Origin of the sequence: Devosia sp. Root635 (genome assembly GCF_001427605.1) — a bacterium.
Lineage (GTDB): Bacteria > Pseudomonadota > Alphaproteobacteria > Rhizobiales > Devosiaceae > Devosia.
On sequence record NZ_LMGZ01000001.1, the window covers coordinates 322955 to 344847 of the forward strand.

Annotated in this window: 22 protein-coding genes; 6 read left to right on the forward strand and 16 right to left on the reverse strand. The window is 64.4% G+C overall.

The window, feature by feature from the left end; translation table 11 throughout:
- Positions 1 to 6 precede the first annotated feature (6 nt).
- Positions 7 to 1350 carry an aminomethyl-transferring glycine dehydrogenase subunit GcvPA gene (gene gcvPA, locus ASD80_RS01590; RefSeq protein ID WP_056227967.1) on the forward strand — a complete coding sequence of 448 codons (1344 nt, stop codon included), beginning with the start codon at positions 7 to 9 and terminating at the stop codon, positions 1348 to 1350.
- A complete protein-coding gene (gene gcvPB / locus ASD80_RS01595) occupies positions 1347 to 2894 on the forward strand; it encodes an aminomethyl-transferring glycine dehydrogenase subunit GcvPB (protein WP_056227969.1) in 1548 nt (515 codons plus the stop codon). The genes gcvPA and gcvPB overlap by 4 nt, the downstream gene beginning before the upstream one ends.
- A gap of 211 nt (positions 2895 to 3105) precedes the next feature.
- Here the strand turns inward: gcvPB and ASD80_RS01600 are convergent, their stop codons facing one another.
- The 3 genes from ASD80_RS01600 to ASD80_RS01610 all read right to left on the reverse strand — a co-directional run bounded on the left by ASD80_RS01600 (position 3106) and on the right by ASD80_RS01610 (position 5056).
- On the reverse strand, positions 3106 to 3693 hold the full coding sequence (locus tag ASD80_RS01600) for a hypothetical protein (RefSeq protein WP_056227972.1): 588 nt from the start codon (positions 3691 to 3693) through the stop codon (positions 3106 to 3108).
- 22 nt (positions 3694 to 3715) lie between these two features.
- Positions 3716 to 4210 (reverse strand): peroxiredoxin, encoded by a 495-nt coding sequence (locus tag ASD80_RS01605; protein WP_056227975.1) that lies wholly within the window; start codon positions 4208 to 4210, stop codon positions 3716 to 3718.
- Between the two features lie 123 nt (positions 4211 to 4333).
- Complete coding sequence (locus tag ASD80_RS01610) at positions 4334 to 5056, reverse strand: protein-disulfide reductase DsbD domain-containing protein (RefSeq protein WP_162247296.1); 723 nt, start codon at positions 5054 to 5056, stop codon at positions 4334 to 4336.
- A 214-nt stretch (positions 5057 to 5270) separates the two neighbouring features.
- Here ASD80_RS01610 and ASD80_RS01615 point away from each other — a divergent pair, with 214 nt between their 5' ends.
- On the forward strand, positions 5271 to 5846 hold the full coding sequence (locus ASD80_RS01615; protein WP_056227980.1) for a YqgE/AlgH family protein: 576 nt from the start codon (positions 5271 to 5273) through the stop codon (positions 5844 to 5846).
- A 1-nt stretch (position 5847) separates the two neighbouring features.
- Here ASD80_RS01615 and ASD80_RS01620 read toward each other — a convergent pair whose 3' ends face one another.
- From ASD80_RS01620 to coxB, 12 genes are all read right to left on the reverse strand, one after another.
- Positions 5848 to 8703, reverse strand: coding sequence for an EAL domain-containing protein (locus ASD80_RS01620; RefSeq protein WP_244488902.1), 2856 nt, complete (start codon positions 8701 to 8703; stop codon positions 5848 to 5850).
- An 803-nt stretch (positions 8704 to 9506) separates the two neighbouring features.
- Positions 9507 to 10115, reverse strand: coding sequence for a GNAT family N-acetyltransferase (locus ASD80_RS01625; protein WP_056227986.1), 609 nt, complete (start codon positions 10113 to 10115; stop codon positions 9507 to 9509).
- A 12-nt stretch (positions 10116 to 10127) separates the two neighbouring features.
- Positions 10128 to 11390 (reverse strand): M16 family metallopeptidase, encoded by a 1263-nt coding sequence (locus ASD80_RS01630; RefSeq protein WP_156460272.1) that lies wholly within the window; start codon positions 11388 to 11390, stop codon positions 10128 to 10130.
- A gap of 54 nt (positions 11391 to 11444) precedes the next feature.
- Complete coding sequence (thrC, locus tag ASD80_RS01635; protein WP_056227993.1) at positions 11445 to 12836, reverse strand: threonine synthase; 1392 nt, start codon at positions 12834 to 12836, stop codon at positions 11445 to 11447.
- Between the two features lie 69 nt (positions 12837 to 12905).
- Complete coding sequence (locus tag ASD80_RS01640; protein WP_056227996.1) at positions 12906 to 13664, reverse strand: SURF1 family protein; 759 nt, start codon at positions 13662 to 13664, stop codon at positions 12906 to 12908.
- Entirely contained in the window at positions 13661 to 14014 is a 354-nt protein-coding gene (locus ASD80_RS01645) for a DUF983 domain-containing protein (protein WP_244488903.1), read from the reverse strand. The genes ASD80_RS01640 and ASD80_RS01645 overlap by 4 nt, the downstream gene beginning before the upstream one ends.
- Before the next feature lie 65 nt (positions 14015 to 14079).
- Positions 14080 to 14913, reverse strand: a complete 834-nt coding sequence (locus tag ASD80_RS01650) for a cytochrome c oxidase subunit 3 (protein WP_056227999.1) — start codon at positions 14911 to 14913, stop codon at positions 14080 to 14082.
- A 2-nt stretch (positions 14914 to 14915) separates the two neighbouring features.
- Entirely contained in the window at positions 14916 to 15482 is a 567-nt protein-coding gene (locus ASD80_RS01655) for a cytochrome c oxidase assembly protein (protein WP_056228002.1), read from the reverse strand.
- Positions 15482 to 15664 (reverse strand): hypothetical protein, encoded by a 183-nt coding sequence (locus ASD80_RS01660; protein WP_056228006.1) that lies wholly within the window; start codon positions 15662 to 15664, stop codon positions 15482 to 15484. Before ASD80_RS01660 ends, ASD80_RS01655 begins: the two co-directional genes overlap by 1 nt.
- Positions 15661 to 16596, reverse strand: coding sequence for a heme o synthase (locus ASD80_RS01665; protein WP_056228008.1), 936 nt, complete (start codon positions 16594 to 16596; stop codon positions 15661 to 15663). The genes ASD80_RS01660 and ASD80_RS01665 overlap by 4 nt, the downstream gene beginning before the upstream one ends.
- Positions 16597 to 16650: 54 nt before the next feature.
- Positions 16651 to 18345: a cytochrome c oxidase subunit I gene (gene ctaD, locus ASD80_RS01670; RefSeq protein ID WP_056228011.1), complete on the reverse strand. Its 1695-nt coding sequence runs from the start codon at positions 18343 to 18345 to the stop codon at positions 16651 to 16653.
- Positions 18346 to 18370: 25 nt separating this feature from the next.
- Positions 18371 to 19246 (reverse strand): cytochrome c oxidase subunit II, encoded by an 876-nt coding sequence (gene coxB, locus ASD80_RS01675; protein WP_056228014.1) that lies wholly within the window; start codon positions 19244 to 19246, stop codon positions 18371 to 18373.
- Between the two features lie 373 nt (positions 19247 to 19619).
- On the opposite strand from coxB, the gene ASD80_RS01680 reads away from it, so the two are divergent.
- Both ASD80_RS01680 and ASD80_RS01685 read left to right on the forward strand, forming a co-directional pair.
- Positions 19620 to 20132: an invasion associated locus B family protein gene (locus tag ASD80_RS01680; protein WP_413813352.1), complete on the forward strand. Its 513-nt coding sequence runs from the start codon at positions 19620 to 19622 to the stop codon at positions 20130 to 20132.
- 15 nt (positions 20133 to 20147) lie between these two features.
- Entirely contained in the window at positions 20148 to 20393 is a 246-nt protein-coding gene (locus ASD80_RS01685; RefSeq protein ID WP_056228017.1) for a PilZ domain-containing protein, read from the forward strand.
- Between the two features lie 170 nt (positions 20394 to 20563).
- Here ASD80_RS01685 and ASD80_RS18675 read toward each other — a convergent pair whose 3' ends face one another.
- Entirely contained in the window at positions 20564 to 20821 is a 258-nt protein-coding gene (locus ASD80_RS18675) for a hypothetical protein (protein WP_156460273.1), read from the reverse strand.
- Between the two features lie 154 nt (positions 20822 to 20975).
- Here ASD80_RS18675 and ASD80_RS01690 point away from each other — a divergent pair, with 154 nt between their 5' ends.
- On the forward strand, positions 20976 to 21866 hold the full coding sequence (locus ASD80_RS01690; RefSeq protein WP_056228021.1) for a LysR family transcriptional regulator: 891 nt from the start codon (positions 20976 to 20978) through the stop codon (positions 21864 to 21866).
- Positions 21867 to 21893: the final 27 nt, after the last annotated feature.

The following is a 21893-nucleotide window of genomic DNA, read 5'->3' on the forward strand; positions in this document are numbered from 1 at the left end:
GGCATCATGCGCTACCTCCCCCATTCCGACCATGAACGCGCCGAAATGCTCGGCGTCATCGGCGCAGCCGATATCGACAGCCTGTTCAGCGCCGTCCCAAAGCGCGCGCTCAAGAGCTTCGATCTCGGCCTGCCCGCCCATAGCCCCGAATTCCTGGTCGAGGCCCATATGCGGGCGCTGGCCGGCAAGAACCGGGCTGGCGCTGACGGTCCGTTCTTCGTCGGCGCCGGTGCCTATCGCCACCATGTGCCAGCCACGGTCGACCACCTGATCCAGCGCTCGGAATGGCTCACCGCCTATACGCCCTATCAGCCGGAAATCTCGCAGGGCACCCTGCAGATGCTGTTCGAGTTCCAGACGCAGGTGGCCAAGCTTACCGGCATGGATGTGGCCAATGCCAGCCTCTATGACGGTTCGACCGGCACGGCCGAGGCCGTGCTGATGGCGCGGCGCCTCACCAAACGCAACAAGATCGTACTATCGGGCGGGCTGCATCCGCATTACCGCGACGTGGTGAAGGCCTATCTCAAGGACGATACCGATCTGCAATGCCTCTCCGCCTCGCCGGAAGGCCAGGGCGACATTCTCGACCATATCGACGAGCAGACCGCCGCCATCGTCATCCAGACGCCGGATTTCTATGGCCACCTGCGCAACCTCAAGACCGCAGCCGATGCGGCCCATGCCAAGGGCGCGCTGCTGATCGTCGTCATCACCGAGATCGTGTCGCTCGGTCTGATCGAGGCGCCGGGCGCCTATGGCGCCGATATCGTGGTGGCCGAGGGCCAGTCCATCGGCAATGCACTTAATTTCGGCGGGCCCTATCTGGGCCTGATGGCGACCCGCAAGGAGTTCATCCGCCAGATGCCGGGCCGGCTATGCGGGGAAACGGTGGATGCCGAGGGCCAGCGCGGCTTCGTGCTGACGCTGTCGACCCGGGAGCAGCATATCCGGCGCGAGAAGGCGACCAGCAATATCTGCACCAATTCGGGGCTCTGCGCCCTCGCTTTCTCCATCCACATGGCGCTGCTGGGCGAGGCCGGATTCACCAGGCTTGCCCGCCTCAATCATGCGCGAGCCTGCAAACTCGCCGACGCTTTGGCGGCGGTTGGCGGGGTGGACGTGCTCAACAAGAGCTTCTTCAACGAAATGACCATCCGCACCAGCCAGCCGGCCGCAGCGCTGGTCGAGCGTCTGGCCGCCCGCGGCATCCTTGCCGGGGTGCCGGTCAGCCGGCTTGAGCCCGATGATCCCTCGGTCGCCAACCTCATCGTGCTGGCCGCGACCGAACTCACCACCGATGCCGATATCGCCGCGCTCTGCGCCGCCCTTGCGGAGGAACTGGCATGAGCATGAACAATCAGGGCCGCCCGACCGGCATCGGCACCTCGAGCTTCGCATCCTCTACCGGCTCGGCATTGCTGCCCAACGAACCGCTGCTGTTCGAAATCGGCGATACCGAGCATTCCGGCGTCGACCTGCCTGACGTCACCATCTCGGGCAGTCGCCTCGGCGGCTTCGAGCGCCGGATGCCGCTCGACCTGGCGGGACTGACCGAGCCGGAAGCAATGCGCCACTATGTGCGCCTCAGCCGCCTCAACCACTCGATCGATAGCGGCATGTACCCGCTGGGCTCGTGCACGATGAAGCACAATCCGCGCCTCAACGAGAAGATGGCCCGCCTGCCCGGCTTTGCCGATATCCACCCGTTGCAGCCGGCCTCAACCGTGCAGGGTGCACTGGAGCTGATGGAACAGCTTTCGCACTGGCTGATGACCCTCACCAACACCGCCGCTGTGGCGCTGACGCCCAAGGCCGGTGCGCATGGCGAACTGCTGGGCATGATGGCCATCAAGGCGGCGCAGGAGGCGGCCGGTCAGGGCCATCGCAGAATCGTGCTCGTCCCCGAAAGCGCCCATGGCACCAATCCGGCCACTGCCGCCTTCCTGGGTTATACGGTGAAGGCCATCCCGGCCCGATCAGACGGCACGGTGGATGTGCAGGCGGTCAGGGATGCGCTCAGCCCCGAAGTGGCGGCGATCATGCTGACCAACCCAAACACCTGCGGCCTGTTCGAACCTGACGTGATCGAGATTGCCGAGGCGGTGCATGAAGCCGGGGCCTTCTTCTACTGCGACGGTGCCAATTTCAACGCCATCATGGGCGTGGTGCGGCCGGGCGACCTTGGCATCGACGCCATGCATATCAACCTGCACAAGACCTTCTCGACGCCACATGGCGGCGGCGGTCCGGGCGCAGGCCCGGTGGTGCTGTCCCAGGCGCTGGCGCCGTTCGCACCCGTCCCCTTCGTCCGTAAGGGTGCCAAGGGGCTCGAACTGGTGGAACATGCACAGGGCGAAGCGCTGGGCCGCATCACCGCCTTCCAGGGCCAGATGGGCATGTATGTCCGGGCGCTGACCTATATGCTCAGCCATGGCGGCGACGGGCTGGCCCAGGCGGCGCAGGACGCGGTGCTGAATGCCAACTACATCAAGGCCCGCCTCGCGCATGCCTTCTCGGTGCCGTTCGGCGATTGTCCGACCATGCACGAGGCGCTGTTCGACGACAGTTTCCTCGCCGGTACGGGCGTCACCACGCTCGATTTCGCCAAGGCGCTGATCGACGAGGGTTTCCATCCCATGACCATGTATTTCCCGCTGGTCGTGCATGGCGCCATGCTGATCGAGCCAACCGAAAGCGAGAGCAAGCAGACTCTGGACCATTTCTGCGCGGTGATGGAAGAACTGGCCGCCGACGCCAAGGCCGGCAATGCCGAGCGCTTCACTTCGGCTCCGTTGAAAGCCCCACGCCGCCGGCTGGATGAGACGCGCGCGGCGCGCTCGCCGATACTGAAGTGGGAACGGCCGGAGGAGACGCTCAAGGCAGCGGAGTAGCCGCAGTGCTATCCACACCCACTGCGCGACTCCTCCCCCTTGACGGGGGAGATTGGGAGGGGGTGCTGGGAGCCACGATATCGGGGCTAAACATTCCCCCACCCTTGATACCTCCCCGCAAGGGGGAGGTATCGACTGAGAAAGCGGCGACCAACAAAAAAGCCCGCGAACTTATCCACGGGCCTTCAAATCCACCGATACTGGCGCAATGTCAGCCCTTGGTATCGAAGCCGACCCAGATGGTGATTTCCTCGCCGCCCAGATAGGGGATGGCGACATTTTCGATGACCTTGACGAATTCGGCCGAGCGGGCCGGGGCGGCGATGGCGACCGGCAAGGTGTACTTTTCGGAGAACACCGCCTGCCCGTCCCGCTCCACGGCAAAGCGGATCGGCGCATTGACGCTGGTCTGGTTGCCAGCCGGGCCGAGCAGCACGCGGCCGACGACACCCATATTCACCGTGATCAGCCCGTTGGACACCACGCAATTGCGCGAGGTCTCGTCGATCACGCCCTGATATTGCAGCGCCCGCGCATCGCCGGTGCGGCCATTGCCGTAGTAGAACATCGCCTCGCTGCCGGGGCGCACGCGGATCGGCGGGCACTCGGTGGCGATGGCGGGCAGCGCATTGGTCTGCGCCTGGGCGACTGCCGCCGGGGTGGCCGTGGCATTCTGCAATTGCTGGTTCTGCGCGGCATTGCCGCCGCCGAACATGCCGCCCATCGAGCAGGCTGCCAGCAGCGTCGCAGTGGCGCCGGCGGCGGTGAGGCGCAGCATCAGGGAAAGGGGCTGGTTCATGGGGCGATCTCCTGACGCGACACTAGCTATTGGCGACTTCGAGCGCCATGAGGATGGCGGGGGCACCACTGGCGTTCACGCCCGGCGCATCTTCGACGAAAACGGCATCGACGATGCCGTTGCGGATCAGCATGGCCGAGCGCGCGAAGCGCTTGCCCATGCCGGAACCGGAAAAATCCTTGGAGAGGCCGAGCGCTTCGGCCAGCTCGGCATTGCCATCGGCGATGAAATCGATCTTGCCCAGCGCGCCGGAGGCCTCGGCCCAGGCCTTCATCACGTGATGATCGTTGACCGCGGCGCAGACGATGCGATCGACCCCCGCGGCCCGCAGCTTGGCCTCGTTGGCGACAAAGCCGGGCAGGTGATTGACATGGCAGGTGGGGGTGAAGGCGCCAGGCACCGCGAAGAACACGACCAGGCCGGTACCAAGTACGGCATCGCTGGTCGTGTCCGTTGCGCCATCGGCGCCTACAAGTTTTACCCGCACGGACGGGACCGGACTGCCGCGATCGATCATGAAAAGATATGCCCCATGCCTAGGGCCACCAGGCGGCGGCCAGTCCTCGGTCTCAAATGCAATCGGGATAAGCGGCTTTGGCGCCGCCGACAAGGCCTATTGCCCCTTTCCTCCCTGCACGGTTCAGTCGGTTGCCGGCACCAGAACAGTGCGCTTGACCTCGAAAGCTCCCTCGCCTGTCAGGAATGTGAGCCGAACGGCCTGATTTTCCAAGCCCATTTCATCGGCTTTACCCAGGATGGGGATGAGCACTAGGTTCGGTTCCGGGCTTTTTTGCGGCGTGCCGAACAGCGGTTCGCCGCTGTCGGTCGCGGCGATCAGCGAGGCCGGATCGACGTCGCCGTCGCCAAGCTCCACCGCCAGCATGCCGGCATCGCCCCAGAGTTCGACATTGCCGATAGGCTGGGGATCGCCCGGCCAATCCATCGGCGTCGTGGCCAGCGCCTGGCGGATGCGCAGCCCGTTGGGCCGATCGGGGGCGGTATCGTCGAGCGGCAGCGAAAAACGGGCCTGGGCCGGCACGCAGATATCCGAGCACACGCCCAGAACGGCGCTGAGCTCAATCCGCGGCGCGCCCGGCTCCACGCTCAGCCGGACCGGCAGGACGGTGGGGCCAAAATAGACATAGTCGAGATAATCCGCAGTCTCATGCCGTGTCGGATAGGGCCAGAGGATCTGGTGCTCGCGAATGCCGGTCGAGCCGGAAAAATCGAGCTCGGTCGGCAGGCCGGTCTCGCCGGGGACGCGCCAATAGGTCTTGTTGGTCTCGGGCATGGCGATCTCGAGCCCGATCAGCGTGGTGCCATCGGGCTTGATCTGCCCGCTGCTGATGAGCCGCAGTGTCACGCCCGGCGCGACTTCCTGCCATGCCGTCTCACCGGCCTGGGCGGGAGCGGCAAGCAGAGTAAGGCTGAGGGCGAGGCATATCGGGCGCATGGGGAAAGGCATTAGCGCAGGATCGCGTTTAGAAATAGCTGACGGACCATCATGCCTTCGTGATGCCCGGTCCTACAAGGCATCGTAACTTGGCAGCAGCGCCGAGCGTGCCTACAATTGCTCCATGAACTCGCTCGAAGGACAATTTCTCGTCGCCATGCCCGACATGAGCGACGAGCGCTTCGCGGAAAGCGTCATCCTGCTCGTCGGCCATGGCAGCGAGGGGGCGATGGGCATCGTGGTCAATCACGAACTGGCCAACCTGCGCTTTGCCGACATTCTCGACGAACTCGACCTGGGCGATCCCGATGCGGTCATCCGGCTGCCCGATGCCGTCCGGCAGCGCACGGTCATGCGGGGCGGGCCGGTGGAAAAGGGGCGCGGCTTCGTGCTGCATTCGTCGGACTATAGCAGCGGCAACAGCTATCCGGTGACCGATGGAATCTGCCTGACGGCAACGCTGGATATCCTCAAGGCCATGGCCTTTGGTCCCGCACCGCGCTCGTCGCTGTTCGCCCTCGGTTGCTGCGGCTGGAGCGCCGGTCAGCTCGAGGGCGAAATCGGCGACAATGGCTGGCTTACCGCGCCGTTCAGCCGGGAGCTGCTGTTCGAGACCCCGGTGGAAGATCGCTACGAGGCGGCGCTGGCGAGCCTGCGGATCACGCGGGCCACGCTGAGCCCCGATGCCGGGCATGCCTGAGCTACTTCCCTAACTGGGTGGCCAGCTTCTTGCCGAATTCGGCGCCTGTCATGGCGGCGCCAAAGGCGAAGCCCTGGGCGTAGCGGCAGTTGAGCTGGCGCAGCCGTTCGATCTCGTCCAGCGTCTCGACGCCTTCGGCGATCACCATCAGGTCGAGATCGGTGGCCAGCGCGACCACGGCCTTGATGATCGGCGCCTGCGTGTGGGCGATGCCCGTGGTGCCGCCCATTTTCACGAAGGGCGCAGGAATCTTGATCGTGTCGAATGGGAAACGGTGCAGGTAACTCAGCGACGAATGGCCGGTGCCGAAATCGTCGAGCGCCAGGCCCAGCCCGAGATTGCGCAGGGCCTGCAGCATATAGGCGGAATGCTCGGGATTGGTCATCACCTGGCTCTCGGTGATTTCGAGCTTGAGGTGACTGGCCAGTTCCTTGTCCTGACTGACCAGGCTCCGCATGTCGTTGAGCAAGGTCTCGGTGGCCAATTGGGTGGGCGATAGGTTCACCGAAATGAAGAATTCCTCGGGCAGGCCGAAGGCCGTCATCCAGTCCCTGGCCTGGGCGGCGGACTGTTCGAAGGCCAGGCGTCCGAGCTTCTCGATCTGACCCGAGCGTTCGGCCAGCGGCACGAATTCGTCGGGATTGACCACGCCGCGGGTGGGGTGAATCCAGCGCATCAGCGCCTCGGCGCCGGCAATCTGGCCGGTCTGGATATCGGTCACCGGCTGGAACTGCACATGCAATTCGCCCTGCTTCATGCCGCGTTCGAGGTCTTCCTCGCTGGCGCGGTTATAGGCGGCAATGGAACGGGCCGAGGCGCGATAGGCCTCGATGCGGTCGCCGCCCAGGCGCTTGGCATAATACATGGCCAGCTCGGCATCGCGCAGCACGTCGGCTGCCGTCGCCGGGTTGCTGTCATAAATGGTGACGCCGATGGAAGCGGAGAGCGTCAGGTCGCGGTCGCCAAAATTGAACGGAGCCTTGAGCGCCTTGCGGATCTGCTCGGCGGTCTCGGCGATCTTGCCGGCAGCCTGCTCGGAAGCCAGGATCACCGCGAACTGGTCGCCGGTGACGCGGGCCACGGTATCGAGCGGGCGCATGATGCGGGCGATGCGACGTGAAATGGCCAGCAGCACCGAATCCGCCGCCGAATGGCCGATGCGCTCCTCCAGCTCCATGAAGCGGTCGATATCGATGAGGAACACGGCCGGCTTGGTGCCGCCCGGCGTGCGGGCGCGGACGAGTGCGCGCTCCAGCCGATCGAGGAAGAGCTGGCGATTGGGCAGGCCGGTCAGGCTGTCATGCACGGCATCGTGCAGCAGGCGCTCGCGGGCGGCGCGGTCTTCGGTGACGTCCTGCAATGTGCCGACGATGCGGTTGACCTGGCCGTCGCCGCCCAGAACCGGCTTCACCCGCATGCGAAAACTGCGATAGCTGCCATCGTGGCCGGCCACGCGCATATCGGCCGACACCTTGCCGCGGCGCAATTCGACCAGTGTGTCGAAGGCGGTGCGGAAACGATCGCGGTCATCGGGGTGGACCCGGTCGAGCCAGCGCTTGATGGCGCCGCGCAGCGCGCCGCGCTTCTCGCCGAGGCGGGTGGCCAGTTCGTCGCTGACCGAGACACGGTCGCGCTCGATATTCCAGTCGAAGACGAAGTCGCCCGAGCCGGTCAGCGCCAAGGCGCGCCGTTCCACCTCGGACAGGGTGCCGATGGAAACCTGTCCTTCGGAGAAGGCGTGCTGCACCGCGGTAAAGCCGAGCAGCATGACGATAAGTACGAGGCCGCCGCCCACGGCGGGCTGGGCCACATCGTTGGAAACCTGGCCGGTCACCACCAGCCAGGAATAGAACAGCCAGGAAATCAGGATGATCCAGGTGGGCACCAGCAGCACGGCGCGGTCATAGCCGCGCAGGGCCAGCAGCAGGATGAGGAAGAAGCCGGAGACGCCGAGCAGTGCCAGCACCAGCCGCGCGATGGTCGCGGCTATGGCGGGCTGGAAGAAGGCGAAGGCGAAGAGCGCCAGGAACAGGGCCGCCAGGCCCAGCGCCAGGTGGATGAAGCGCAGATGCCAGCGGTGAAGATTGAGATAGATGAACAGGAACCCAGCAAGCGTCGTGGCTATGCCCGCCTCCGCCGCGGCCCGCAGGGGCTGCATACCTCCTGCCGGCAGGCCGAGAATGCGCCCCAGCACGCCGAAATCGATCAGCAGGTAAATCAGCACCGCCCAGGCGAAAGCCGCCGTGGCCGGGAAGATGCCGCGCCCCTTGACCACGAACATGATGGTGAGGAACACCGCCGCCAGCGAGGCGACGCCCAGCACCACGCCGCGGAACAGGGTGAAGGAATTCACATAGTCGCGGTAGCCATTGGGCTGCCACAGGTAGAGTTCGGGCAATTGCTGGCCGGAGAGCTCGGCCACGAAGGTCACCGTCGCGCCGGGGTCGAGCGTCACCTCGAAAACGTCGGCCTCGCTGTCGGCGAGACGGACGGGGCGGATGCCGGCGCTCGGCGTCAGGGCCTTGAGGCGATCGTCGCCCAGGTCGGGCTGGAAAATTCCCGAGCCCGGCAGGCGGAAGAATGGCGCCACCAGCAAGCGTTCGATCTGCTGGTCGCTTTCGTTGCGCAGGGCGAACAGCGCGAAATCGGGATCGGTCCCCTGCTCGCTCGCCAGCACCTCGATGCGGCGAATGATGCCATCCTCGCCCGGCGCGGTGGACAATTGCACGCGGCCATCGGTGCCGGGCTGGACCTCGATCACATCGGAAAGATTGACGGCATTGACGTCTTCGGGAACCGAGATGACTTCGAAAGCGGCAGTGGGAGCGTAGGCGGCCAGCGCGAACGCAAGACACATCGCGAGTGCAAAGAGGTGACGCATCAGGGGCGATTATATCCTGCGGTAGGCTTCATTGTGGCAGCGTTCCGGCGAGAGGCGCAAGGCAGCCCGGCGCTGAAACGGCATCCTCTTGGCGGGAGCGCCCTTTGGTAGCGGGGATTGGCGCGGGCGACAAGCATGGCGGGCTGTTGCCGAATGGCAACAGTTATGCCATCGGGACGAGCGCAAGCGCCGCCTGCGATGCGGTTATCGATAGATGGACGCATGCCAAACTGGCATCGTGCGGATCCCGAGACGGCCTTCGCCTCTGGTAAATTTAGTAATGAGACGGAAGCCGTCTCGGGATGCCGGGACTTGCTCGGACGGCGCGATCGCAGGCCCTGGCGGTTAGCCGTAGCACCCCGCCCAAACGCCTCGTCCGCTCGACCCGGAGCGGAGCGCGACCTCCACTCCCCCGGCTGGCCTCCGGACGCCCGGGGTGGGGGATAAGATGGGTAAGTGGAGCACCGCGCGATCCTCTCCCTCGGTGTCATCGAGGGTGGGTGGCAAGGGTGCCACTTTAACCGATCGTCATGCGTGGGCTTGACGTGGAGCGAATATCGCGTTCGTGGCGGACCCCCACCCTCATTCCTTCTCACCTAAAATCGCTCCACTGGAGCGATTTTGCCTACGGCCGGTTCGAAGCCCACAAGGGGGAGGGAAGCCTCCTCCGTAGCTACGGACCTATCGCGTGAAACCTGAAACGCGGTCATGCGCCTCCCTTCCCTGGGGGGAGGGAATGGGGGTGGGGCGGGATCGGGTTGCGCCCCGGGCGCGCGCTACTATACCCGGCGCAGGTAGCGCCCCAGTTCGTAGCGTTCCCGGGTCAGGCCGAACAGGACATGATCTTCCCAGCGGCCGTTGATCTGCAGGTAGTTCTCGGCGAAGCCTTCCTCGGCGAAGCCGTTTTTCTCGAGGACGCGGCGGGAGGCGGCGTTGCCGGGGAGGAAGGCGGCGTGGATGCGGTGCAGGTCCAGCGTATCAAAGACGAAGGGCAGGCTGACGCCGACGGCTTCGCTCATCAGGCCCTGGCCGGCGAAGGACTGGCCCATCCAATAGCCGAGATTGACGAATTGCGCAGCGCGGCGGCGGATATTGGACAGGGTGATGCCGCCCACCAATGTCTCCTGCCGCGCGGCGGACAGGAAAATGAAGAAGGAATAGTCGCTCCCCTCCCCGGCTTCCTCGCGCGCCCGCTTGACCCGCGTCGCGAAGACGCGGCGGCCGAGATCGGCCTCGGTCCAGCGCGGCTCGAACGGCCGGAGGAAATCGCGGCTGGACCGGCGCAGCGCATACCAGGCGTCATAGTCGCCCATCTGCGGCAGGCGCAGCAGGACGCGCGGCCCGCGCAGGGCAATCAGGGGAGCGGGGGATGACCAGGGCCACAGCATGGCGTGTTGGACTCAGCGCTTGAGGTGATCGCCAATCGTGCCGATATCGGCGAGATTGCCGATAGGCCCAATGCCCGCCAGCGTGGGCGTGCCCTGCATGAAGATCTGCTCGGCAACATCCTGCACCCGCCGGGCGGTGATGGCGGTGATGCGGTCCACCGTTTCCTGCATGGGAATGGGGCGGCCCCACAGAATCTGCTGACGCGCCAACTGGCCGGCGCGGGCCGAAGGGCTTTCCAGCGACATCAGCAGCCCTGCCCTGATCTGGTTGCGCACGCGGATGACTTCGTCTTCGGTGATATTCTCGGTGGCGCGCTTGAGCTCATCGAGCACGACGGGAACCAGTTCGGCAACCTCGTCCTCGCCGGTCGCCGCGGCCACGCCGAACACGCCGCTATCGGCAAAAGCCCAGTGGAAGGAATAGACCGAGTAGCAGAGGCCGCGCTTTTCACGCACCTCCTGGAACAGGCGCGAACTCATGCCGCCGCCCAGAATGGAAGCCAGCACCTGCGCGGCATAGAAGCCATCGGCATTGTAGGCGCGGCCTTCGAAGCCGACGACGATATGGGCCTGCTCGTGCTCGGAGATCAGCCGCTCCTCGCCACCATGATATTCGGCGCGCTGCGGCGCCGGCGCACCATTGGGCTTGAGAGTGGCAAAGCGTTCGCGGGCCACGTCGACCAACTGGTCATGATCGACATTGCCGGCGGCGGCCATCACCATGTGGTCGCCGACATAGTTGCGGCCCATATATTTGCGGATCGTGTCCGGATTGAATTCGCGCACCGAATCCACGGTGCCCAGGATGGTGCGGCCGATTGGCTGGGTGGGGAAGGCCGCTTCCTGGAACAGGTCGAATACGTGGTCATCAGGATTGTCGCGGGCCGCCCCGATTTCCTGCACGATAACCTGCTTCTCGCGGGTCAGTTCGTCGTCCTCGAACAGGGAATTCTGCAGGATATCGCTGAGGATATCGGCGGCCAGCACCACGTCATCCTTGAGGACGCGGGCGAAATAGCCCGTATGTTCGATGGAGGTGGCGGCGTTGAGGTCGCCGCCGACATTCTCGATAGCCTCGGCGATTTCGAGCGCCGTGCGCGACTGCGTGCCCTTGAAGGCCATGTGTTCGAGCAAGTGGGAAATACCGTGCTCGGCCTTGCGCTCGCTGCGCGCGCCGGCCTTGACCCATACGCCAAGGGAAGCACTTTCGAGATGGGGCATGTCGTCGGTAAGGACCACCATGCCATTATCAAGGGTCGTCGATCGTACGCTCACGCGAGGCTCCTCCACGAGGCCTGGCGGTCGAGCGACCACCCGGCCCCCGTTTCGTCAGGCAGCGCGCGTACGCGCCGAGATGAAGTTTTCGACCGCAGCCTGGTCGTTGGCAAGGACGCTGAGACGCTCCTGCCGCGAATGAAGATCGGCCAGCCAGGCCGGAAGTTCCGGCTCGATGCCGGAGGCTTCCTTGACGGCGGCCGGGAACTTGGCCGGATGGGCGGTGGCCAGCGTCACCATGGGCGTCGTGCCCAGATGAGCGCGCGCCACATGGGCGCCGACAGCGGTATGAGGATCGAGCAGATAGCCCGATGCTTTGAGGGTCGCGGCAATGGTCGCCTTGGTCTCGGCCTCGCCGGTGGTGCCGGCGGCGAAATCACGGCGGATGGCGGCGAGCGCCCGGTCCGGCAAGGCGAAGCCGCCCGACTGCTTGAGGCCGTCCATCATGCGGATAACAGCATCGGCATCGCGGCCGGCGCTTTCGAACAGCAGGCGTTCGAAATTCGAGGAGATCTGGATATCCATCGAGGGGCTGATGGTGGGGGCCACGCCATCCATTTCGTAGCGGCCGGTATCGATGGTGCGGCGCAGGATGTCGTTGGCATTGGTGGCGATGATGAGCTTGTCGATGGGCAGGCCCATGGCCTTGGCACAATAGCCGGCGAAGATATCGCCGAAATTGCCGGTCGGCACGGTGAAGCTCACCTGGCGGTGCGGGCTGCCGAGGGAGACCGCCGATGTGAAGTAGTAGACGATCTGCGCGACGATGCGGCCCCAATTGATGGAGTTGACGCCGGAGAGACGCACGCTGTCGCGGAATTTGTGGTTGTTGAACAGCGCCTTGACGATGTTCTGGCAGTCGTCGAACGTGCCTTCGAGCGCGATATTGTGGACATTGGCGTCGAGCACGGTGGTCATCTGCAGGCGCTGCACGGACGACGTGCGGCCCTGGGGATGCAGGATGAAGATGTCGGTGGTGTCGCGGCCGCGAAAGGCTTCGATGGCGGCGGAGCCGGTATCGCCCGAAGTGGCGCCGACGATGGTCGCCTTGAGCCCGCGGTCGGCGAGGATATGGTCCATCACCCGGCTCAGGAACTGCATGGCCACGTCCTTGAAGGCCAGGGTGGGCCCATGGAACAGTTCCAGCACGAAATGGTTGGGCTCGATCTCCAGCAGCGGCGTCACCGAGGGGTGGCGGAAGGCGGCATAGGCTTCGTCGATGATGACCTTGAGCTTTTGTGGCGCGATCTCGTCGCCGGTGAAGCGGCTGATGATGGCATAGGCGACGTCGGCATAGGGCTTGCCCGCGAAAGCTGATATCTCGGCGGGGCTGAGCCGGGGCCAGCTCTGCGGCACATAGAGGCCGCCATCGGAACCCAGGCCAGCGAGAACCGCGTCAGAGAAGCCGAGCACGGGCGCCTGGCCGCGCGTTGAAACAAACTGCATTCGGGGGAAGAGCCCTTTTAGAATTGTTGCAACCTAGTCAAAGAGGGGCTGAGCCGCAAGTTTGCCGGCTCAGCTCTTGCCGGCGGAGCGCTGGCGGGCGAACCAGAAGCCGAGCATGACGACGGCGACGATGGCGAAGCCGTACCAGGTATAGGCGTAGCCCAGGTGATTGTTGGGGAATTCGACGACGGTTTCGCCGCCCTGCGGCAGCTCGCCGGCGGGACCGGCGGGGAGGTCGACATAGAACGGGGCGAAGGGGGCCAGAGCAGGATCGACCATGGCCGCGAGCCGGGCGGGGTCGCGCACCCATTCGATGCGGTTGGAGGTGTCGGGACCGGGGGTCATGAAGCCGGCGGCTTCGGCCGGACGCAGCAGGCCGGCGATGGTAACCTGGCCGTCGTCGCCCTGCGTATCGGTAACGGCGGCTTCCTGGAAATCCTGGGGGACGAAACCGCGATTGACGAAGACCGTGCCGCCATCGGCCAATACGAAGGGGGTGACCACCCAGTAGCCGGGGCCCGATGCCGGGCCGCGTGCATTGGCGAGGCTGGTGAACACCGTCACCGTCTGGTTGTAGCGGAAGCTGCCTGACAGCGAGACCGGCTGGAAATTGAACGCGTCGAGATCGAGCGCGGCCCAGTCGGCGACAGGGGGCACCGGCACCGGGTCGGCGCCGAGCCGGGCATCCACGGCGGCGATGAGCGCTTCCTTTTCGGCCAGCCGGTGCATCTGCCAGGTGCCGAGCCAGGTGCAGGTGGCCGCCAGCGCCAGCATCAGCGCCACGAAGATCCAGGTCATGACCGGGTTGGGGCGGCGCTCCTGGCTCATTGGTGTCCCTCATGGGCGTCGTGCCGGTATTGCAGCGACACCAGTACGCCCTTGAACGGCGGCAACAGCAGCAGCGACAGGATCAGCGTCGCCGGAATCCACAGGATCAGGTGGATATAGGGCGGCGGATTGAACAGCGCGCCGACCACGAGCGCCAGCAGGACGATGATGGGCGCCACGAGGAAGATGACGAAAATGGCCGGGCCGTCGCCGCTATCGGCGAATTTGAGATCGAGCCCGCAGACCGCGCAGGCGGGCGCCACCTTGAGGTAGCCGGCAAACAGCCTGCCCTCGCCGCAACGCGGGCAGCGGCACATGAGGCCGGTGAGGATGGGCGACGACTGGGACAAGCGGCTCTCCAAACAAAGCGGGGCGCAGCTTGCGGCTGCGCCCCGTAAATCGCGTCCGGGCGGATCTAGTGGTGGATCGCCACGCCCCAGCTGCCCCAGACATAGATCGAGGCAAACAGGAACAGCCAGACCACGTCGACGAAATGCCAGTACCAGGCGGCGAATTCGAAACCGAGGTGGCGTTCGGGGGTGAAATCGCCCCGCAGCGCGCGGATCAGGCAGACCAGCAGGAAGATGGTGCCGATCAGCACGTGGAAGCCGTGCAGGCCGGTGGCCATGAAGAAGGTGGCACCATACATGTTGTGGCTGAAGGCAAAGCCGGCTTCGCTATATTCCAGCGCCTGCACGCCGGTAAACAGCGCGCCGAGCAGCACGGTCAGCACCAGGCCCCACTTGAGGCCGTCGCGGTCGCCCTCGAGCAGCGCATGGTGCGCCCAGGTGACCGTGGTGCCCGAGGTCAGCAGCAGCAGCGTGTTGAACAGCGGCAGGTGGAAGGGATCGAACAGCTCGACGCCGGTCGGCGGCCAGATGCCCGACGTGGCGGCGACGCGGGCATATTGCTCGACGTCGTCGAGACGGAAGAAGCCATCGAAATAGGCCCAGAAGAAACCGAAGAACACCATCACTTCGGAGGCGATGAACAGCATCATGCCGTAGCGGTGGTGCATCTGCACGACCGGGGTGTGGTCGCCCTGGTTCGCTTCCTTGATGACGTCGCTCCACCACGCATACATGGTGTAGAGCACGCCAGCGAGGCCGACGAAGAAAATCCACGGGGTCCAGTGGTGCATCCAGGAGACGGCGCCGATGGCCATCACCAGCACTGCGGCCGACATGACAAACGGCCATGGGCTGGGTTCGACCATGTGATAGTCGTGGTTCTTGGCTATTGCGGCCATGGTCAGCTTCCCTCGTTGTCTGAAGCGTAGAAAGTGTAAGAGAGCGTGATCTCTTTGATGGTGTCGAGCTCTTGGTTGTCGTCAAGCTCGGGATCGACGAAGAACACGATCGGCATATCCACGGTCTCGCCGGGCTGCAGCGTCTGCTCGGTGAAGCAGAAGCATTCGATCTTGTTGAAGTAGACGCCTGCCCGTTCAGGCGAGACGTTGAATACGGCCATGCCGGTGATTGGCTTGTCCGAATAGTTGGTGGCCACGTAGTTGACCGTATCGACCTTGCCGATATTGTCGGTGATATGGGCGGCGGGCTTCACGGTCCAGGCCAAGTCATTGGCGACATTGGAGTCGAAGCGCACGGTCATCTGCCGTGCAATGGCGCCCTTGGGGCTATCGACGGCCGTTTGCGGCGTGCCACCGAAACCGGTGACCTGGCAGAAGAGCTGGTAGAGCGGCACCGAAGCATAGGCCACGCCGACCATGCCGACAGCGATAAACATGCCGGCCATCGCCACGCGCTTGTTGCGGCGCGCCATTGCGGGGTCAATACCGGATTGATGCAACTCAGCCATCAGAGCGCCCGGTCAAACAGGGCCGGACCCATCTTGATGATGGTCAGCGCATAGAAGGTGAGCGCGAACAGCGCCAGCGCGATGCCGAGCGCGATGGAGCGGCGGCGGCGCAGCCTGACGCGCCTGGCGGCAATTTCGGGCGACTCGATCTCGACGCTGCGGATTTCATCTGGAGCGCTCATAGGGAAAAGCCCCCGAAGCGGGTCAAAAGATTGTCGGTCATGAAGGCGAAGAACACGATGAACAGATAGCTCAACGAGTAATTGAACAGCGTGCGGGCCGACTTGCGCATAGCCACATCCTCGCGGGTCCGCAGCAGACGCCAGGCCAGCAGGATGAACGAGGCGCCGGTGATGACCGCGACAGTTGTATAGACCCCACCGGCAAAGCCGAACCAGGTCGGCAGCATGGCGGCGGCGGCGAGAACCAGCGTGTAGACGAAAATCTGCAGCTTGGTGGACGCTTCGCCGACCACATTGGGCATCATCGGCACGCCGGCAGCGCCATAGTCAGACTGCTTGTAGAGCGCCAGGGCCCAGAAATGCGGGGGCGTCCACAGGAAGATGATGAGGAACAGCACGACGCTCTCGAACGAGACCGTGCCGGTAACGGCAGCCCAGCCGACAACAGGCGGGAAGGCGCCGGCGGCGCCGCCGATGACGATGTTCTGCGGCGTCGAGCGCTTGAGCCACATCGTATAGATGACGGCATAGAAGAAGATGGTGAAGGCCAGCAGCGCGGCCGCGACCCAGTTGGTCGCCAGGCCCAGCAGGGCCACCGAGAAGATCGACAGCACAAGGCCGAAGACCAGGGCTTCTTCCTTGCTGATGCGACCGGCCGGAATGGGCCGGTTCTGCGTGCGGCTCATGACGGCGTCGATATCAGCATCGTACCACATGTTCAGCGCACCCGATGCGCCGGCGCCGATGGCGATGCAGGCGATGGCGATGATGCCGACGAAGGGATTGATGCCGCCCGGGGCCGCGATCAGGCCGACGATGGCGGTGAACACGACCAGTTGCATGACGCTCGGCTTCAGCAGCGCGAGGTAATCCTCCACGCGCGCTTCGCCGGCCATGCCGGGCAGGTTCCTGCTGTCGTCGATCAGAGCCACTGGCTTTGCCTTGGTTGGATGGAAGCGGGCCGCGCGGAGGCGACCCGCCCGTGGTTAGTGTGCGTTGGTCGAGTCGATCTTCGGCAGCGTGGTGAACTGGTGGAACGGCGGCGGGCTGGACAAGGTCCATTCCAGCGTCGTGGCGCCTTCACCCCACGGATTGTCACCGGCCGGGCGCTTCTTACGGGAGGCTTCCCAGGTCGCGTAGAAGAAGACCAGCATGGCGACGAAGGTGATGTAGTAGCCGATCGAGGAGATGCGGTTGAAGAAGCCGAAGGCATCCGGGTAGTCGATATAGCGGCGCGGCATGCCGGCAAGGCCGAGGAAATGCTGCGGGAAGAAGATCAGGTTCACGCCGACGAACATGATCCAGAAATGCGCCTGGGCCAGGAACTCGTTGTACATGTAGCCGAACATCTTGGGGTACCAGTAGTACCAGGCCGCGAAGATCGAGAACACGGCGCCCAGCGACAGCACGTAGTGGAAGTGGGCGACCACATAATAGGTGTCGTGCAGGGCGCGGTCGGCACCGGCATTGGCCAGCACCACGCCGGTCACGCCACCGACGGTGAACAGGAAGATGAAGCCGATGGCCCAGAGCATGGGCGACTTGAAGGTGATCGAGCCGCCCCACATCGTGGCGATCCACGAGAAGATCTTCACGCCCGTCGGCACGGCGATGACCATGGTGGCGGCCACGAAGTAGCGCTGCACGTCAAGGCTGAGGCCGGTGGTGTACATGTGGTGCGCCCACACGACGAAGCCGACGAAGCCGATGGCGACCATGGCGTAGGCCATGGCCATGTAGCCGAAGATCGGCTTGCGGCTGAAGGTCGAGACGATGTGGCTGACGATGCCGAAGCCCGGCAGGATCATGATGTAGACTTCAGGGTGACCGAAGAACCAGAACAGATGCTGGAACAGCACCGGATCGCCGCCTTCGGCCGGCTTGAAGAAGGCCGTATCGAAGTTGCGATCGGTCAGCAGCATGGTAATGCCGCCGGCCAGCACCGGCAGCGCCAGCACCAGCAGGAACGCGGTCACCAGCACGGACCAGGCAAACAGCGGCATCTTGTGCAGCGTCATGCCCGGAGCGCGCATGTTGAAAATGGTGGTGATGAGGTTGATGGCACCCAGGATCGAGCTGATGCCGGCCACATGCAGCGACAGGATGGCAAAATCCATGGCGGGGCCAGGATGGCCGACGGTAGAGGAGAGCGGCGGGTAGATGGTCCAGCCGCCACCGAAACCGAGCGCGGTCGGGCCGGTGCCTTCAAAGAACAGGCTCAGCATCAGCAGGATGAAGGCGGGCGGCAACAGCCAGAAGGCGATGTTGTTGATACGCGGGAAAGCGGTGTCGGGCGCGCCGATCATAAGCGGTGCGAAATAGTTGGCGAAGCCGCCCATGGTGGCCGGCATGACCACGAAGAAGATCATGATCAGCGCATGCGCGGTGGTGAACACATTGTACATGTGCTTGCCGGCGTCGAGGGCTTCACCGCCTTCGATACCGTAGACCATCGCGGCCAGGCCGTGGAAAATCTGGATGCCGGGCTCCTGCAGCTCCATGCGCATGACGCCGGAAAGCAGACCACCGATGACCCCCGCGAAAATCGCGAAGACCAGGTACATCACACCGATGTCCTTGTGGTTGGTCGAGTAGACCCAGCGGCGCCAGCCGGTGGGCTCATGATGCGATGAAGCGTCGTGTCCAGTGGCATGGGCTTCGAGGTGAGCGGTATCGGCCATTTATTGTTTCCCCTGACCCGTGTTCTTACTGCACTGCCGCAAGCGTGGCGCTGGCGGCGGCATAGTCGCCATCCTTGAACGCCGCCATATAGGCTGCAAATTCTTCCTTGGTGACGACGCGCACGGCAATCGGCATGAAGGCGTGATCGCGGCCGCAAAGCTCCGAGCACTGACCGTAGTAGATGCCGGTCTCGCGGGCGTTGAACCAGGTTTCGTTGAGACGGCCCGGCACGGCATCGATCTTGATGCCGAAGGACGGGACGGCGAAGGCATGGATGACGCCGAGCGGATCGGCCGTGACCTGCACGCGCACGGTGGTATCGACCGGAACGACGAGTTCGTTGTCGACGGCCAGCAGACGGGGCTGGCCCGGCTTGGTCGCGGTGCGATCCTCCTCGTTGAGGATCAGCGAGGTGAAGGCCAGGCCCTGGTCGACATATTCATAGTCCCAGTACCACTGCTGGCCGGTGGCCTTGATGGTGAGTTCGGGCGCCGGAACCGCGACTTCGCCGAACGAGAAGATGTTCGAGCCGAGATACTTGCGCTCGCCATCGGGTGTGGTGAGCTGGTCGCTCAGCACGCCGAAGGAGGGAATGGCGATGATGATCAGGATGACCACCGGCAGCACGGTCCAGATGATCTCGACCAGCGTGTTGTGGGTAAAGCCGGCGGGCACCGGATTGCGCCTGGCATTGTAGCGGAAGGCGATCCACAGCAGCAGCGCCAGCACGAACAGCACGATCAGGCTGATGGTCCACATCAGGATGCCATCGTGGAAGGCCGTGATGGAGTCCATGATCGGCGTCACGGAGCGCTGCAGGTGGAACTGGCCGGGGAGCGGATGGCCGGCGGTGTAGCCGGCTTCTTCCTGCGCGGTGGCCAGAGCTGGAATCAGCGCCATTGCGGCCGCCGATAGAGCCCCCATCTTTTTCAAGAACTGCCCGGTCACCTAAACCCCCTGTCGACTTCAATTGGTGTGTCCACACCGGGATTGAGGGGCGAAAACAGCGGCATAGCAAACGCCGCCCCGACTCAACCTCGGAGCGAAAAACTCTGCCCTGACCTAAATCACATCGGAAACGCCAAGTCCATTGCGGCAAGCGGGGCCGCAACTGCGTCATATTGCGCGGCGCCCGCCGCTGCCGCGCCTCACCGTCGCCGCAGTTTGGCCGCCATATCCCCAGCAAATCCGGGCCTTGGTTGACTTGGCTCCCTGCCTGTCGGAAACAAACAAAGCCTCGCGTTGGCACGCGATTCGTCGGGAGAATTGTAGAGTGAAGCGGATTGTGAAGCACTGTCTGGCCGGCCTGGGCCTTGCTCTGGCGGTGGTTGCGGCGACGGCCGGTACCAGCTTCGGCCAGGGCGTGGTACGCGCCCAATATGGCGACTGGCAGATGAGTTGCGATACGCCGCCCGGCGCCAGCTTCGAGCAATGCGCCATCATCCAGAATGTGATGGCCGAGGATCAGCCCAATGTGGGCCTGTCGGTGATCGTGCTGCGCACCGCCGATCGCGAGGCGCGGCTGCTGCGCGTGCTGGCGCCGCTCGGCGTGCTGCTGCCCAATGGGCTTGGCCTCAATGTCGACGGCAAGGATATGGGGCGCGTCGCCTTCGTGCGCTGCCTGCCCAATGGCTGCGTGGCCGAGGTGGTGCTCGATGACAGCCTGATCGAAACGCTGTCGAACGGGAGCAATGCCATTTTCGTGGTGTTCAAGACCCCCGAGGAGGGCATCGGCATTCCGGTGTCGCTCAATGGCTTCAAGGATGGGTTCGCCCAGCTCCCCTAGCTCGGAGGGTCCGGCATGACCGATGAACATCGCGCGGCCCCGCGCCAACGGGTGCTCAAGGGTGGCCGTATCGTCATCAATGACGGCTTCTCGACCTTTCAGTGCACGGTGCGGAACCTGTCCGAGACCGGGGCGCGGCTGAAGGTCGCCGGCATTGTGGGGATACCCGACAGGTTCGAGCTGCTGATGGATGACGGGCGCAAGTTCGCCTGTACGGCGATGTGGAAGACCGAGTTCGAAATCGGGGTGCAGTTCACCTGACAAAAAAGCCGGACAAGCGCACGAGGCACCGTCCGGCAAGTCATCAGGAAACGGGACCGGCGGCAAAACCGGCCCGGGAGATGGCACGAGCGCTCGTGAAGATCGTTCGTACCAACAGGGAAGCGCCGGCTGGAGGCAGCGCCGGCGCAAACTCGAAATTCGTGGACTGATCAGACGCGGGCGCTGCGGGCGCGGGCAGCGTTGAGCATGGAGCCGGCCTGGCTGTTGCATGCCAGGGCGGCGACCACGTCGTCGCGCGAGATACCAAGATCGCTGAGCCTGTTATGATCCAGTTCCAGCAGGGCCGACAATGCTACCCGACGGGTACGAGCGGCTTGCGCCCTGGCGATCCAGCGCGCAAGCGCGACAAACGGATTGGCAGGCGTAGCGGCCGCGAGTGACCGCTCGCCGGGAAGCGAGAGAGCCATGGTAAGTCTCCAGACATGTGGTTGTGCCGAAGGGAGGTCGGCGGGGTTCGTCGCAGGGTCTTGCGCCGATATTGGTACCATTGCGCTCTGGACATCCATTCGTCTAACAAATAGATTTCATCCGTTCTATCAATTTGGGTGATGGATTGTTGTCATGACCGCTCCCCTCGATCTCGACCAGCTCCAGAGCTTCTGTGCCATTGCCGATTGTGGCAGCTTCACCGAGGCGGCGCGCCGGGTGAACAAGACCCAATCGGCCGTGTCGATGCAGATCAAGCGGCTCGAGGAACGCCTGGGGCAGGCGCTGCTGACTCGCGACGGGCGCAGCGTGACGCTGACGCTGCATGGCGAGGCGCTTTATTCCCGCGCCCGCAAGATGCTGCGCACCAATGCGGAGATTCTCGACCATTTCTCCGATGGCGACCTGGCCGGCTCGATCCGCTTTGGCGTGCCTGATGACTATGCGGTGCGGCTGTTGCCGGTGATCCTGTCCAGCTTCCAGCGCACGCACCCGAAAATTGCGGTCGACGTGGCCTGCATGGCGTCCGAGCACCTGCTCGAAGGCATGCGGGCGGGGCGGTATGACCTCATCGTCTTCACGCAGGGCACCGAGCAGAATTACGGCGAACTGTTCCGCACCGAAAAGATGTTCTGGGTGGCCAGCCATGGCGGGCGGGCGCTGGCCAGCGATCCGATCGCCATCGCCTGCGGGCCGCAATATTGCATCTGGCGCAAGGACGCGATGGAAGCGCTGGAGCGCAGCGGCAAGGATTATCGAGTGGCCTATACCTCATCCAACGCCACCGCCATTTCCAGCGCCGTGCTGTCCGACCTGGCCATCGGCTTCCTGCCGGAAAGCGCGCTGCAGCCGGGCATGCGGGTGGTCAATGACGAAGTTGGCCTGCCCCGGCTGGGCGACGCGCAGATCGCCCTCAAGCGCGGCAGCCACGCCTATGGCGGCATTTATGACGCACTCGCCAACCACATCGTGCAGTCGATGGGCAATTTGCCGATGCCGGCAAAGGTGGCGGAGGCGGCGGAGTAAGGCACGCCCCCTTGACCTGACTCACCC